The following is a 15,328-nucleotide window of genomic DNA, read 5'->3' on the forward strand; positions in this document are numbered from 1 at the left end:
GAAACTTGAAGACATAGGGTCTGCAACGTTGCTTTTACCTTCAGGTGGTGGCGCGCAGTCGTCGGGCCACAGGAAGGGCTACCCCCATCCGGCGATGCTGCCGGTGGCCCGAGGAGTACTACGTGACCAGCACTGCGCAGGCACCCCAGTCAGGAGCCAAGGCGACGCACCCCGAACATCTCGGGCACGTCGTCTTCATCACGGCCGCGGCCGCCCTCGGCGGTTTCCTGTTCGGCTACGACAGCTCCGTCATCAACGGCGCCAACGGCGGCATCCAGGACCGGTTCGACCTGAGCTCGGGCGCCACCGGAACCGTCGCCGCCTGCGCCCTGCTCGGCAGCGCCGTCGGTGCGGCCGTCGCCGGCCGGATCGCGGACCGCATCGGCCGTATCCGGGTCATGCAGATCGCGGCGGTGCTGTTCGCCGTGTCGGCCGTCGGCTCCGGTCTGCCCTTCGCCGCCTGGGACCTGGCCGCCTGGCGCGTGCTCGGCGGCATAGCCATCGGTATGGCCTCCGTCATCGGCCCCGCCTACATCGCCGAGGTCGCCCCGCCCGCCTACCGCGGCCGGCTCGCCTCCTTCCAGCAGGCCGCCATCGTCATCGGCATCGCCGTCTCCCAGCTGGTCAACTGGGCCATCCTCAACATGGCCGACGGCGACGAGCGCGGAACGGTCGCGGGGCTTGAGTCCTGGCAGTGGATGCTCGGCGTGATGGTCGTCCCGGCCCTGGTCTACGGCCTGCTGTCGTTCGCCATCCCCGAGTCCCCGCGCTTCCTGATCAGCGTCGGCCGGGTCGACGAGGCCAAGAAGGTGCTCGCCGACGTCGAGGGCGACATCGACCTCGACGCCCGGGTCGCCGAGATCGACGACGCAGTGCGCGGCGACCACAAGTCGACCTTCCGGGACCTGCTGGGCGGCCGCTTCGGGCTGCTGCCGATCGTCTGGATCGGTATCGGACTCTCCGTCTTCCAGCAGCTGGTCGGCATCAACGTCATCTTCTACTACTCGAACCTGCTCTGGCAGTCCGTCGGCGTGGACCCGTCGAGCTCGTTCTTCTACTCGTTCGAGACCTCGATCATCAACATCATCGGCACCGTGATCGCGATGATCTTCGTCGACCGGATCGGCCGCAAGCCGCTGGCCCTGATCGGCTCCGTCGGCATGGGCGTCTCGCTGGCGGCCGCCGCCTGGGCCTTCTCCTACCAGAACGGCAACGACCCGCTGCCCACCCTCCAGGGCGCCACGGCGCTGATCGCCGCCAACGCCTTCGTCCTCTTCTTCGCCCTGTCCTGGGGCGTGGTGGTCTGGGTCATGCTCGGCGAGGTCTTCCCGAACAAGATCCGCGCCGCCGCCCTCGGTGTCGCTGCCTCGGCCCAGTGGATCGCCAACTGGGTCATCACGATCACGTTCCCGGACCTGGCGGAGTGGAACCTGTCGCTCACCTACGTCATGTACGCGGTGTTCGCCTTCCTCTCCATCCCCTTCATCCTCAAGTTCGTGCCCGAGACCAAGGGCAAGAAGCTGGAGGACATGGGCTGAGTCCCGCACGGCTCCCCACGAGCCCGAGGGGACTCCCCACAAGCCCGAGGAGAAGGGCCAAGTCCCCGCTGCCCCTCTCCTCGTCCCTTTGAGGACGCGTACTGCCCCGGTTCAGGTCAGGTGAGCCGGGGCAGTACGTCTTCGCAGAACAGCCTGAGGCTGCGCCACCCCTCATTCTCGGGCATGCCGCCGGCGAGCGGATGCAGGACCAGGTTGTCCAGGCCCAGCGCCACGCACTCGTCCGGCGTCACGATCCGGTACACGCCCTCCGCGCGCAGCTCCTCCACCGTGCCCGCCGCCGACCGGACGGCCGAGCGGATGTCCCCGGACTGCCAGGAGGCGTACGTGCGCGCCTCGTGCAGGAAGTGCCCGCCGTACTCGGCCCACGCCCGGTCCGGGTCCTCGGTGACGTGCAGCAGCGGCGTCTCGGCGGCCGGCATCATCGTCCAGCCCTCGGTGCCGTACTCGGTCAGCCGTTCCTTGTAGTACGCCTCCAGCTGAGGCAGGTGCGCGCTCGGGAAGAACGGCAGGCCGAGCCGGGCGGCCCGGCGTGCGGCGGCCTTGGAGGAGCCGCCGACCAGCAGCAGCGGGTGCGGCTCGGTGAACGGGCGCGGAGTGATACGTACCGTACGGCCCCGGTACTCGAACGGCTCACCCGTCCACGCCCGCAGCAGGGTCTCCAGCAGCTCGTCCTGGAGCCTGCCGCGCCGCTTCCAGTCCACGTCGAACAGGGCGTACTCCTCGGGGCGGTACCCGATCCCGGCCACCGTCACCAGACGGCCGCCGCTGATCAGGTCCAGTACGGCGATCTCCTCGGCCAGCCGCAGCGGGTCGTGCAGCGGGCCGATCACCGCCGACACCGTGACCGCGATCCGCTCGGTGGCGCCGAAGACGGCCGCCGCGAAGGCGAACGGGGACGGCAGCCAGTTGTTGTCGACGCCGTGGTGCTCCTCCGTCTGGACCGTGGTCACGCCGTGCTCGTCGGCGTACGCGGCCATCGTGAGGGCGGCCCTGTAGCGCGCGGAGAGCTCGGCGGGGGTCGCGCCGGGCGCGACGAGGTTGAAGCGGACGACCGTGACGGGCATGGGGGTCCCCCTTCACCTGGCGGGTGTGGGGGAGGACGTTAGCTGACGGTGTGTCAGACATCCAGAGCGGTGTCGTCGTACTCCATGGCTGATACTGGACCCGTTATGGACATCGTCATCCTTGCTGTAGTCATCGCCGTGGTCGTGCTCGGCGTGCTCGGCGGGCTCGTCGTCGGCAGCCGGCGCAAGAAGCAGCTGCCCCCGCCGCCCCCCGCAGCCCCCGACATCACCGCCCCTCCGGCCGAGCCGCACGTCGGCGACGAGGCCGAGACGCCGCGCGACGAGCCGCGCCGGACGATAGAGGAGGTGGACCTACCGGACGGCTCGACCGGGGTCGCCGTCGAGGAACCACCGGTCGTCGAGGAGCTCCCGCCGACCGAGATCGAGGTCCCCGAGCCCACCGAGGGCCGTCTGGTGCGGCTCCGCGCCAGGCTCTCCCGCTCCCAGAACGCACTCGGCAAGGGCCTGCTCACGCTGCTCTCGCGCGAGCACCTGGACGAGGACACCTGGGAGGAGATCGAGGACACCCTGCTCACCGCCGACGTCGGTGTGCAGCCCACCCAGGAGCTGGTCGACGGCCTGCGCGAGCGGGTGAAGGTGCTCGGCACCCGCACCCCCGAGGAGCTGCGCGGCCTGTTGCGCGAGGAGCTGCTCAAGCTGGTCGGCACCGACATGGACCGCACCGTGCGGACCGAGCCGGAGGACCGCAAGCCCGGGATCGTGATGGTTGTCGGGGTCAACGGCACCGGCAAGACCACCACCACCGGCAAGCTCGCCCGGGTGCTGGTCGCCGACGGCAACAGCGTCGTCCTGGGCGCCGCCGACACCTTCCGGGCCGCCGCCGCCGACCAGCTCCAGACCTGGGGCGAGCGGGTCGGCGCCCACACCGTGCGCGGTCCGGAGGGCGGCGACCCGGCCTCCGTCGCGTTCGACGCGGTCAAGGAGGGCAAGGAGCTGGGCTCCGACGTCGTCCTCATCGACACCGCCGGCCGGCTGCACACCAAGACCGGCCTCATGGACGAGCTGGGCAAGGTCAAGCGGGTCGTGGAGAAGCACGCGCCGCTGGACGAGGTGCTCCTCGTGCTGGACGCCACGACCGGACAGAACGGCCTGGTGCAGGCGCGGGTCTTCGCCGAGGTCGTGGACATCACCGGCATCGTGCTGACCAAGCTGGACGGCACGGCCAAGGGCGGCATCGTGATCGCCGTGCAGCGCGAGCTGGGCGTGCCGGTCAAGCTGGTCGGCCTCGGCGAGGGCGCGGACGACCTGGCCCCGTTCGTGCCGGAGGCGTTCGTTGACGCCCTTATCGGGGAGTGACGCCCGGATACCCGCCCACGCGAAGCGCCCGCCTCCCAGTCCGGCTGGGGGCGGGCGCTTCGTCGTACGGACGGAACGCTACGCGCGCGACCGGTGCGCGACGTACGCCAGCGTGCCGAGCAGCAGGCGGGCAGCCGGGGGTTTCGTCGCCGCGTCCAGGGCGGGGGAGCGCAGCCAGCGGACCGGGCCGAGGCCGCCGCGGTCGGACGGCGGGGCCGTGATGTGCTCGCCGGGGCCGAGGCCCCGCAGGTCCAGGGCGGCCGGGTCGTCCCAGCCCATGCGGTAGAGCAGCTCGGGGAGTTCCGCGGCGGCGCCGGGGGCGACGAAGAAGTGGGCGCGGCCGTCGGGGGTGGCGGTGACCGGGCCGACCGGCAGGCCCATCCGCTCCAGCCGGGCCAGCGCGCGGCGCCCGGCCGGTTCGGCGACCTCGATCACGTCGAACGCGCGGCCGAGCGGCAGCATCACCGCGGCGCCGGGGAACTCCGCCCAGGCGCGGGTCACTTCGTCGAGGGTGGCGCCGGCCGGGATCACGGGGGCGAAGTCCAGGGGGTGGGCGCCCGGGGCCCGGCAGTCCGCGCGGCCGCAGGAGCAGGAGCCCGCCGCCGCCCGTGCGCCCGGCACCACGTCCCAGCCCCACAGTCCGGTGAACTCGGCGACGGCGGTGCACTCCGACGAACGGCCGCGTCGGCGCGTGCCGGAGCGGATGTCGCGGATGCCGGCGATCGTGAAGCCCATGCCCCCTCCAACGGGCCCGGCGCGTCAGTGGTTACGACGCGAATGCGGAACGTGACCCTCTGTGTTCACCCTGCGCTCTCCCGTGCCCGCCTCCACGCATTCCAGGCGGCGCTCGGAAGCATCCCGGGTCGTGCGCCGACGGTGCGCGCCCCTGAGTGCATCGCTCCGCCCACTCCCGGTCTGTCTATGTCAAGTGAATCGTGCGGAGCCGCCCGTGAGTTCATTCGAAGGGGTGGCGAATGGTGGCGTTTCCGCGAACGCCATGGCTGGACGGGTGATCGTAGGACTACTTTGAGTGCACGACTCCCGGGGGCACATGCACTCGTGGGTATGCCGGAGGCAACTCGGCTTTCCGTTCGAAGGGTGAGAACTCCCGGACGGGCGGCCGTATTTACCGGCATTCTGATAGGGCTTGGCGCACTCGGTGACAAGTGGTCCAAGGGATGGGGGCTTCCAGTGAGCGGCACCAGCGGAAGCGGCACGAACGCTATGAACGCTGACAAGCGCCCGAACGAACTGCTCACGTCCTGGTTCGTGCGCAGCGGCTGGTCGAAGGGCGAACTCGCCCGCCAAGTCAACCGCCGGGCCCGCCAGTTGGGTGCCAACCACATCTCCACCGACACCTCGCGGGTCCGCCGCTGGCTGGACGGCGAGAACCCGCGCGAGCCGATCCCGCGGATCCTGTCCGAGCTGTTCTCCGAGCGGTTCGGCTGTGTCGTCTCCGTCGAGGACCTCGGCCTGCGCGCCGCCCGCCAGTCACCCTCGGTGTCCGGCGTGGACCTGCCCTGGACGGGCCCGCAGACCGTGGCCCTGCTCAGCGAGTTCTCGCGCAGCGACCTGATGCTGGCGCGGCGCGGCTTCCTCGGGACCTCGCTGGGCCTGTCGGCGGGCCCGTCCCTCATCGAGCCCATGCAGCGCTGGCTGGTCCCGGCCCCGTCCGCCCCGCGCAGCGAACCCGAACCGGTCCTCCAGCCCCGCCGCGGCCGCCTCTCCAAGCCCGAGCTGGAGCTGCTGGAGTCCACCACGGTGATGTTCCGCCAGTGGGACGCCCAGTGCGGCGGCGGACTGCGCCGCAAGGCGGTCGTCGGCCAGCTGCACGAGGTCACCGACCTGCTCCAGGAACCCCACCCCGAGGCCACCGGCCGCAAGCTCTTCAAGGTCGCCGCCGAACTCGCCGAGCTGGCCGGCTGGATGTCCTACGACGTCGGCCTGCAGCCCACCGCCCAGAAGTACTTCGTCCTGGCGCTGCACGCCGCCAAGGAGGCCGGCGACCGCCCCCTCGGCTCGTATGTGCTGTCCAGCATGAGCCGCCAGATGATCCACCTCGGCCGCCCCGACGACGCCCTGGAACTGATCCACCTCGCCCAGTACGGCAGCCGCGACTGCGCGAGCCCGCGCACCCAGGCCATGCTGTATGCGATGGAGGCCCGCGCCTACGCCAACATGGGCCAGCCCGGCAAGTGCAAGCGCGCGGTACGGATGGCCGAGGACACCTTCACCGAGGCCGAGGAGTGGGACGAGCCCGACCCCGACTGGATCCGCTTCTTCTCCGAGGCCGAGCTGTACGCCGAGAACTCCCACTCCTACCGCGACCTCGCCTATGTCGCGGGCCGCAGCCCCAGCTACGCCTCCCTGGCCGAACCCCTGATGACCAAGGCCGTCGACCTCTTCGCCCAGGACGCCGAACACCAGCGCTCCTACGCGCTCAACCTCATCGGCATGGCCACCGTCCACCTCCTCCAGCGCGAGCCGGAGCACAGCGCGCGGTACGCCACCGACGCCATGCGCATCGCCAAGAAGGTCCGCTCCGAGCGCGTCAACACCCGTATCCGCAAGACGGTCGACACGGCCGTACGCGATTTCGGTGACGTGCACGAGATCGTCGACCTCACCGACCGGCTCGCCGTGGAACTCCCGGAGACCGCGGAAGCCGTCTGATCACCCCGTGAACCCCGGCCGCGGCCGGCCCTCCCGAACTGCCCGACTCGGCTCCCCCATGCCAGGTCATCGGAAGGCCGCCCGCGGCCGGCCCATACCTTCCTGCGAAGGTTGCGCCACGATAACGATCGAGACCGCCTCAATCCGGCAGTTCATCGACGCGTAACACACACGGTGCCTTCGTCACGGCGGCGAAACAACGAGGGGCTTCTACCGAAACCGCGCTGCGCCAATCTCATGGCGCATAACCGGCCCACCCCTCAATCCGCTCAGGCTTCGCCCGCACGGGGCCGTATCCAAGACGAGGAGATACCGGCATTGAACGGCACAGATACCGGATTCGTATTGATCAGTGCAGCGCTCGTCATGTTGATGACGCCTGGCCTGGCCCTGTTCTACGGCGGCATGGTGCGCTCCAAGAGCGTCCTCAACATGCTGATGATGTCCTTCATCTCGCTGGGCATCGTCAGCATCCTGTGGGTGCTGTACGGATACTCCCTCGCCTTCAGTGGTGACGTCGGTGGCTTCATCGGCAACTTCGACCTGATCGGGCTGAAGGGCATCAACGCCGACAGCACGATGGAGAGCTTCACCGGCAACGAGATCTCCGTCTTCGCCTTCATCCTCTTCCAGATGCTGTTCGCCGTGATCACCGCGGCTCTGATGAGCGGCGCCCTCGCCGACCGCGTCAAGTTCAGCTCCTGGATGGTCTTCATCGCCCTCTGGGTCACCGTGGTCTACTTCCCGGTCGCCCACTGGGTCTGGGGCGGTGGCTGGCTGGCCCAGCTCGACCCGGCCATCATCGACTTCGCCGGTGGTACGGCCGTCCACATCAACGCCGGCGTCGGCGCCCTCGCCGCGGTCCTCGTGGTCGGTAAGCGGGTCGGCTTCAAGAAGGACCCGATGCGGCCGCACAACCTGCCGCTCGTCCTGCTCGGCACCGCCCTGCTGTGGTTCGGCTGGTTCGGCTTCAACGCGGGCTCCGAGCTGGGTGTCGACGGCACCACCGCGATGATGGCGATCAACACCCAGATCGCGACCGCCGCCGCCGTCATCGGCTGGCTGATCTACGAGCGCATCCGGCACGGCGCCTTCACCACCCTCGGTGCCTGCTCCGGCGCCATCGCCGGTCTGGTCGCGATCACGCCCTCCGGCGGCAACGTCAACGCCTTCGGCGCCATGCTCATCGGTGTCGTCGCCGGCGCGGTCTGCTCCTGGGCCGTCAGCCTCAAGTACAAGCTGGGCTACGACGACTCCCTGGACGTCGTCGGCGTCCACATGGTCGGCGGCCTCATCGGCACCCTGATGGTCGGCTTCCTCGCCATCGGCGGGGTCGGCGGCGGGGACCAGTTCCTCTCGCAGGCCATCGGCGCCTTCGCGGTCATGGGCTACACCTTCGTGGTCACCTGGATCCTGGCCTTCCTGATCAAGAAGACCATAGGGTTCCGTGCCGCCGAGGACGACGAGATCGCGGGCATCGACCAGGCCGCCCACGCGGAGACTGCATACGACTTCAGCAGCGCGGCCGGATCCCACATCTCCTCCTCCGCCACGCCCGCGCCGAGTGCCCCGGCCGGTGACAACAAGAAGGTTGACGCATGAAGCTCATCACCGCCGTCGTCAAGCCCCACCGGCTCGACGAGATCAAGGAAGCCCTCCAGGCCTTCGGAGTGCACGGCCTGACGGTCACCGAGGCCAGCGGCTACGGCCGGCAGCGCGGCCACACCGAGGTCTACCGCGGTGCCGAGTACACCGTGGACCTGGTCCCGAAGATCCGCATCGAGGTCCTGGCCGAGGACGACGACGCCGAGCAGCTGATCGACGTCATCGTCAAGGCCGCCCGAACCGGCAAGATCGGTGACGGCAAGGTCTGGTCCCTGCCGGTCGAGACGGCCGTACGGGTCCGCACCGGCGAGCGCGGCCCCGACGCGCTCTGACGGAAGCAAGCAGAGAAGTAAAGACGGGAGTCGCTGGGTGACGAGTACGGACATGCGGAAAGAAGCAGATGACTCGGGACCCAGCGGCTACGCGGCGGCCCGGCTGCGCCTCCTCACCGAGGGGGCGCGGTCCGGGCCGCCGCGCCGTACAGCCCTCGCGGACCTGACCGACGAATGGCTCACCGGCCTCTTCGCCGCCGGGGCGGAGGGCATGCGCGGGGTCTCCCTGGTGGCCGTCGGCGGCTACGGCCGCGGCGAGCTGTCCCCGCGCAGCGACCTGGACCTGCTCCTGCTGCACGACGGCGGCGACGCGGACGCCGTCGCCGCCCTGGCCGACCGGATCTGGTACCCGGTCTGGGACCTGGGCCTCGCCCTCGACCACTCGGTACGCACCCCGGCCGAGGCCCGCAAGACGGCGGGGGAGGACCTCAAGGTCCAGCTCGGACTGCTGGACGCCCGCCACATCGCCGGCGACCTCGGACTGACCGCCTCACTGCGCACCGCCGTCCTCGCCGACTGGCGCAACCAGGCGCCCAAGCGCCTGCCCGAACTGCTGGAACTGTCCACCGAGCGCGCCCAGCGCCAGGGCGAACTGCAGTACCTCCTCGAACCCGACCTCAAGGAGGCCCGCGGCGGTCTGCGCGACGCCACCATCCTGCGCGCCGTCGCCGCCTCCTGGCTCGCCGACGCCCCCCGCGAGGGCCTCGACGACGCCCGGCGCCGACTGCTCGACGTACGCGACGCCCTGCACCTGGCGACCGGGCGCGCCACCGACCGGCTCGCGCTCCAGGAGCAGGACCAGGTCGCCGCCGAGATGGGCCTGCTCGACGCCGACACCCTGCTCCGCCAGGTGTACGAGGCGGCGCGGGTCATCTCCTACGCCAGCGATGTCACCTGGCGCGAAGTGGGGCGCGTACTGCGCTCGCGCGCCGTGCGGCCCCGGCTGCGCGCCATGCTGGGCGGGGGCAAGCAGACCGCGGAGCGCTCGCCGCTCGCCGAGGGCGTCGTGGAACAGGACGGCGAGGTCGTGCTCGCCCGTGCCGCGCGCCCCGAACGCGACCCCGTGCTCCCCCTGCGCGCCGCTGCCGCCGCCGCCCAGGCCGGACTGCCCCTGTCCCTGCACGCCGTACGGCGCCTCGCGGCCACCACCCGCCCGCTGCCCACGCCCTGGCCCGCCGAGGCCCGCGAACAGCTCGTCACCCTGCTCGGCTCCGGCCGCCCCACCATCGAGGTCTGGGAGGCGCTGGAGGCCGAGGGCCTGATCACCCGCCTGCTGCCGGACTGGGAGCGGGTGCGCTGCCGCCCCCAGCGCAACGCCGTGCACATCTGGACCGTCGACCGGCACCTGATCGAGACGGCCGTACGCGCCTCCGAGTTCACCCGCCGCGTCCACCGCCCCGACCTGCTCCTGGTCGCCGCGCTGCTGCACGACATCGGCAAGGGCTGGCCCGGCGACCACTCGGTGGCCGGCGAGATCATCGCCCGCGATGTCGCCGCCCGCATCGGCTTCGACCGCGAGGACGCCGCCGTACTGGCCACCCTCGTACGCCACCACCTGCTGCTCGTCGACACCGCCACCCGGCGCGACCTGGAGGACCCGGCCACCGTCCGCTCGGTCGCCGACGCCGTCCGCACCCAGGGCACCCTGGAGCTGCTGCACGCGCTGACCGAGGCCGACGCGCTGGCCACCGGGCCCGCCGCCTGGTCCTCCTGGCGCGGCTCCCTCGTCGCCGACCTCGTCAAACGCGTCTCCGCACTGCTCGCCGGGGACATCCCCGAGGAGGAGCCGGAGGCCGCCGCGCCCACCGCCGAGCAGGAACGGCTCGCCATCGAATCGGTCGCCACCGGCAGCCCCGTCCTGGCCCTGCGTGCCCAGACCGAGCCCCCGGCCGACGACCAGCCCTCCGGCGACCCCGAGCCGCTCGGCGTCGAACTGCTCATCGCCGTGCCCGACCAGCCCGGCGTGCTGCCCGCGGTGGCCGGCGTCCTCGCCATGCACCGCCTGACCGTCCGCACCGCCGAGCTGCGCGCCATGGACCTCCCCGACGGCGTCGAGGGCTCCGTCCTGCTGCTGAACTGGCGGGTCGCCGCCGAGTACGGCTCCCTGCCGCAGGCCGCCCGGCTGCGCGCCGACCTGGTCCGCGCCCTGGACGGCTCCCTGGACATCGCGGGGCGGCTGGCGGAGCGGGACGCGGCGTATCCGCGCCGCCGGGGCGTGGTGGCCCCGCCCGCTCGCGTCACCGTCCACCCGGCCGCCTCCCGCCTGGCCACGGTGATCGAGGTCCGCGCCCAGGACGCGCCCGGGATGCTGTTCCGCATCGGCCGCGCCCTGGAGGACGCCAAGGTCCGGGTCCGCAGCGCCCACGTCAGCACACTGGGCGCCAACGCCGTGGACGCGTTCTATGTCACAGGCGCCAAAGGCGAGCCCCTGCCCCGCGAGGAGGCGGCGGCCGTGGCCCGGAAGCTGGAGGAGACACTGCGTGGCTGAACGGGGATCCCGGCGAGTCCTGTCGCCGGGATACCCTTGAGGGCGATTCCCAGCTGCCACCGACCCCGAGGACCGCGAGCGCCGTGTTCGATACTCTCTCCGATCGCCTCTCAGCGACTTTCAAGAACCTGCGCGGCAAGGGACGGCTCTCCGAGGCGGACATCGACGCCACCGCGCGCGAAATCCGTATCGCGCTCCTCGAAGCCGACGTGGCCCTCCCCGTCGTGCGGACGTTCATCAAGAACGTCAAGGAGCGTGCGCTCGGTGCCGAGGTCTCCAAGGCGCTGAATCCCGCGCAACAGGTGCTCAAGATCGTCAATGACGAGCTGGTCACCATCCTCGGCGGCGAGACCCGCCGGCTGCGCTTCGCCAAGCAGCCGCCCACCGTGATCATGCTGGCCGGTCTGCAGGGTGCCGGTAAGACCACCCTCGCGGGCAAGCTCGGCCGGTGGCTGAAGGAGCAGGGCCACTCCCCGCTGCTGGTCGCCTGCGACCTCCAGCGGCCCAACGCCGTGAACCAGCTCAGCGTCGTCGCCGAGCGCGCCGGTGTCGCGGTGTACGCGCCGGAGCCGGGCAACGGCGTCGGTGACCCGGTGAAGGTCGCCAAGGACTCCATCGACTTCGCGAAGTCCCGCGTCCACGACATCGTGATCGTCGACACCGCCGGCCGCCTGGGCATCGACCAGGAGATGATGCAGCAGGCCGCGGACATCCGGGACGCGGTCAGCCCCGACGAGATCCTCTTCGTCGTCGACGCCATGATCGGTCAGGACGCCGTCAACACCGCCGAGGCGTTCCGCGACGGCGTCGGCTTCGACGGCGTGGTGCTCTCCAAGCTCGACGGTGACGCCCGCGGTGGTGCCGCCCTGTCGATCCGGCAGATCACCGGCAAGCCGATCATGTTCGCCTCCAACGGCGAGAAGCTGGACGACTTCGACGCCTTCCACCCGGACCGGATGGCCTCCCGCATCCTCGACATGGGTGACCTGCTCACCCTGATCGAGCAGGCGGAGAAGACGTTCAGCCAGGAAGAGGCCCAGAAGATGGCCTCCAAGCTGGCGTCCAAGAAGGGCCAGGACTTCACCCTGGACGACTTCCTGGCCCAGATGGAGCAGGTCCGGAAGATGGGCAGCATCAGCAAGCTGCTCGGCATGCTGCCCGGCATGGGGCAGATCAAGGACCAGATCAACAACCTCGACGAGCGGGACGTCGACCGCACCGCCGCGATCATCAAGTCGATGACCCCGGCCGAGCGCCAGGACCCGACGATCATCAACGGCTCGCGCCGCGCCCGTATCGCCAAGGGCTCCGGCGTCGAGGTCAGCGCCGTGAAGAACCTGGTCGAGCGGTTCTTCGAGGCCCGCAAGATGATGTCCCGCATGGCCCAGGGCGGCGGTATGCCGGGCATGCCGGGGATGCCGGGCATGGGCGGCGGCCCCGGCCGTTCGAAGAAGCAGCCGAAGAAGGCCAAGGGCAAGCAGCGCTCGGGCAACCCGATGAAGCGCAAGCAGCAGGAGGCCGAGGAGGCCGCCCGGCGCGCGGCCGCGGCCCAGGGCGGCAACGCCTTCGGGCTGCCGGGCCAGCAGGCCGGTCAGGACTTCGAGCTCCCGGACGAGTTCAAGAAGTTCATGGGCTGACATCCGGCCGTACGCGAGGGCGTCCCTGTTCCGGCAGGGGCGCCCTCGGTGCGTACCGGGGGCGTCGGGTCAGGGGACGCGGGCGATCAGGTACCGGAACACATTCGGCATCCACACGGTGCCGTCGGGGCGCTGGTGGGGGTGGAGTGCCTCGGTGAGTTCCTTCTCCACCTGCGCCGGGTCGCTCGCGGCGAGGGCCGGGTCGAACAGCCCGGTGGACAGCAGTCCGCGGACCGCGCTGTCGAGGTCGGCGTAGCCGAAGGGGCAGGCCACCCGTCCGGAGCCGTCGGGGCGCAGCCCGGCCTCCCGGACGACCTCCTCCAGGTCGTCGCGGCAGGAGGCGCGTACCGGCTCGGCCGGTCCCGTGGTGGCGTGCAGCACGGACGCCGTGGTGCAGCGTTCCGGCGGACCCCAGCCGGCCAGCACCACGGCCGCTCCGCGCTCGGCGAGCGGCTTCGCCCCTTGAAGCAGTTCGCCGAGTCCTTCCGCGTCGCCCGCGAGGCATCCGATCGGTTCGAAGGCGGTCACCAGGGTGTACGCGGGCGTCTCCGCGTCGGCCGCGTCCAGGGGGGTGCCGCGTACCAACCGGGCCTCACGCGCGCGTGCGTCCCAGGTGTCGGGGAGCAGGCGCTGCCGGGCTAGCGCGAACCGCTCGGGGGAGGAGGGTTCGACGCCGGTGATCGCGGCGCCTCTCGCGGCGGCCATCACCAGGGCCAGCCCGGAGCCGCAGCCCAGGCCCAACAGCCGGGTGCCGGGGCCCACTTCGAGCCGTTCGTAGACGGCCTCGTAGAGCGGGACGAGCATCCGCTCCTGGATCTCGGACCAGTCACGCGCGCGTGCCCACAGGTCCACACGGGCCGCGGGCCCCGCGTGGGACAGGTGGTGTCGCACGAGCGTAGGTGTCATCGAAAGCGCCCCAATCCGCCGAGAGTTGCTGATGTGCCCGTTTCCTTGGCCCCCGTGACGTGCGCTCGCTCTCCCCCCGTATGTCAGGTAACTCCGCGCTCGACCCGGCGTCCAGGGGTTGTCGGGCCCTGCTTGTGGCCGGGGAGCGTCTGTGGCGAGAATTCACATTCCGGCAACCTGGGCCCGTACGATCGCGCCATGGCAAAAGCACCCGTTCTCACCCCGCGGGCCGACGACTTCCCGCGCTGGTACCAGGATCTGATCAACAAGGCCGAGCTGGCCGACAACGGGCCGGTGCGCGGCACCATGGTGATCCGACCGTACGGGTACGGACTGTGGGAGCGGATGCAGGCGGAGATGGACGCCCGCATCAAGGAGACGGGCACCCAGAACGCGTACTTCCCACTGCTGATCCCGCAGTCGTACTTCGTCAGGGAGGCCGACCACGTCGAGGGTTTCGCGCCCGAGCTGGCGGTGGTGACGCACGGCGGCGGCAAGGAGCTGGAGGAGCCGGCGGTGGTCCGCCCCACCTCCGAGATGATCATCAATGACTACTTCGCGAAGTGGGTGCAGAGCTACCGCGATCTGCCGCTGCTGATCAACCAGTGGGCGAACGTGGTGCGTTGGGAGCTGCGGCCCCGGTTGTTCCTGCGCACCACGGAGTTCCTGTGGCAGGAGGGCCATACGGCTCACGCCACCTATGAGGACGCCCGGGACTTCGCGGCGCACATTCATCGCAAGGTGTACGAGGACTTCATGGTGAACGTCCTCGCCATGGACGTCGTCCCGGGCCGCAAGACGGTCAAGGAGCGGTTCGCGGGCGCCATCAACACCCTCACCCTGGAAGGGATGATGGGCGACGGCAAGGCGCTGCAGATGGCGACCAGCCATGAGCTGGGGCAGAACTTCGCCAAGGCGTTCAACACCTCGTACCTGTCGAAGGAGGGCCGCCAGGAACTGGTCTGGCAGACCTCCTGGGGTTCGACCACCCGGATGATCGGCGCCCTGGTGATGACTCACGGGGATGACAACGGTCTGCGGGTCCCGCCGCGGTTGGCGCAGATCCAGGTCGTCGTGCTGGCGATCAAGGGCGACGAGGCGGTTCTGGCCAAGGTCCGCGAGATCGGCGACCGGCTGAAGGCGGCGGGCATCCGCGTCCAGGTCGACGACCGCACGGACACGCCGTTCGGGCGGCGCGCGGTGGACTGGGAGCTCAAGGGCGTGCCGCTGCGCGTCGAGGTCGGTCCGCGGGACCTGGAGAACGGCACCGCGATGGTGGCGCGCCGCATCCCGGGCGGCAAGGAGCCGGTGGCGGTGGACGCCCTCGTGGAACTGGTTCCGGGGTTCCTGGACGAGGACCAGGCGCTGCTGCTGCGGCAGTCCCGGGAGCGCCGCGAGTCGCGCACCGCCGAGGTCTCCACGATCGAGGAGGCGGTGGAGGCGGCCGCCACCGGCTGGGCCCGCATTCCCTGGGCCGACCTCGGCGAAGAGGGCGAGGCGCGGCTCGCCGAGCACGCGGTGACCGTACGGTGTCTGGTCGCCGAGGACGGGTCGGTGCCGGACGACGACAAGGCGCCCGGTAACGTCGCGATCGTCGCGCGCGCTTACTGATACGGGACGGTAGACGCGAGAGCGACCGAAAGGGCTCTTGCGTTCCGGCGTGACACTCGCACCCCGGCGCACGGAGACGGCCTACGCGCCGGTGCGTACGTCAGACTACGCACCGGCTTGGCCTGAGCTGCGAGGG

The 15,328-nt window shown here is 70.8% G+C and carries 11 protein-coding genes; 8 read left to right on the plus strand and 3 right to left on the minus strand.

Translation table 11 applies throughout. The features are described 5' to 3' along the window. Positions 1-122 precede the first annotated feature (122 nt). Positions 123-1,538 carry a sugar porter family MFS transporter gene (locus tag ACZ7L7_RS20355; protein WP_472076731.1) on the plus strand — a complete coding sequence of 472 codons (1,416 nt, stop codon included), beginning with the start codon at positions 123-125 and terminating at the stop codon, positions 1,536-1,538. Between the two features lie 116 nt (positions 1,539-1,654). Here ACZ7L7_RS20355 and ACZ7L7_RS20360 read toward each other — a convergent pair whose 3' ends face one another. Then, a complete protein-coding gene (locus ACZ7L7_RS20360; RefSeq protein ID WP_472076733.1) occupies positions 1,655-2,623 on the minus strand; it encodes an LLM class flavin-dependent oxidoreductase in 969 nt (322 codons plus the stop codon). A gap of 105 nt (positions 2,624-2,728) precedes the next feature. Between ACZ7L7_RS20360 and ftsY the strand changes: the two genes are divergently transcribed. After that, positions 2,729-3,940: a signal recognition particle-docking protein FtsY gene (ftsY, locus tag ACZ7L7_RS20365; RefSeq protein WP_471431356.1), complete on the plus strand. Its 1,212-nt coding sequence runs from the start codon at positions 2,729-2,731 to the stop codon at positions 3,938-3,940. Between the two features lie 78 nt (positions 3,941-4,018). Here the strand turns inward: ftsY and ACZ7L7_RS20370 are convergent, their stop codons facing one another. Further along, positions 4,019-4,675 carry a bifunctional DNA primase/polymerase gene (locus tag ACZ7L7_RS20370; protein WP_471431358.1) on the minus strand — a complete coding sequence of 219 codons (657 nt, stop codon included), beginning with the start codon at positions 4,673-4,675 and terminating at the stop codon, positions 4,019-4,021. A gap of 456 nt (positions 4,676-5,131) precedes the next feature. Here ACZ7L7_RS20370 and nsdA point away from each other — a divergent pair, with 456 nt between their 5' ends. The 5 genes from nsdA (at position 5,132) to ffh (ending at position 12,675) form a co-directional block, all read left to right on the plus strand. Continuing rightward, positions 5,132-6,613, plus strand: coding sequence for a transcriptional repressor NsdA (nsdA, locus tag ACZ7L7_RS20375; protein WP_472076735.1), 1,482 nt, complete (start codon positions 5,132-5,134; stop codon positions 6,611-6,613). A 318-nt stretch (positions 6,614-6,931) separates the two neighbouring features. After that, positions 6,932-8,215, plus strand: coding sequence for an ammonium transporter (locus ACZ7L7_RS20380; protein ID WP_285513657.1), 1,284 nt, complete (start codon positions 6,932-6,934; stop codon positions 8,213-8,215). Next, positions 8,212-8,550, plus strand: a complete 339-nt coding sequence (locus ACZ7L7_RS20385) for a P-II family nitrogen regulator (RefSeq protein WP_003997576.1) — start codon at positions 8,212-8,214, stop codon at positions 8,548-8,550. The genes ACZ7L7_RS20380 and ACZ7L7_RS20385 overlap by 4 nt, the downstream gene beginning before the upstream one ends. 37 nt (positions 8,551-8,587) lie before the next feature. Then, a complete protein-coding gene (locus ACZ7L7_RS20390; protein ID WP_285513658.1) occupies positions 8,588-11,038 on the plus strand; it encodes a [protein-PII] uridylyltransferase in 2,451 nt (816 codons plus the stop codon). An 83-nt stretch (positions 11,039-11,121) separates the two neighbouring features. Beyond that, positions 11,122-12,675, plus strand: coding sequence for a signal recognition particle protein (gene ffh, locus ACZ7L7_RS20395; RefSeq protein ID WP_285513659.1), 1,554 nt, complete (start codon positions 11,122-11,124; stop codon positions 12,673-12,675). Between the two features lie 69 nt (positions 12,676-12,744). Here the strand turns inward: ffh and ACZ7L7_RS20400 are convergent, their stop codons facing one another. Next, complete coding sequence (locus ACZ7L7_RS20400; RefSeq protein WP_285513660.1) at positions 12,745-13,581, minus strand: class I SAM-dependent methyltransferase; 837 nt, start codon at positions 13,579-13,581, stop codon at positions 12,745-12,747. 198 nt (positions 13,582-13,779) lie between these two features. On the opposite strand from ACZ7L7_RS20400, the gene proS reads away from it, so the two are divergent. Beyond that, positions 13,780-15,192 carry a proline--tRNA ligase gene (proS, locus tag ACZ7L7_RS20405; protein WP_472076737.1) on the plus strand — a complete coding sequence of 471 codons (1,413 nt, stop codon included), beginning with the start codon at positions 13,780-13,782 and terminating at the stop codon, positions 15,190-15,192. The last annotated feature ends 136 nt before the right edge of the window (positions 15,193-15,328 follow it).

Source organism: Streptomyces sp. NPDC110618 (assembly GCF_055657065.1).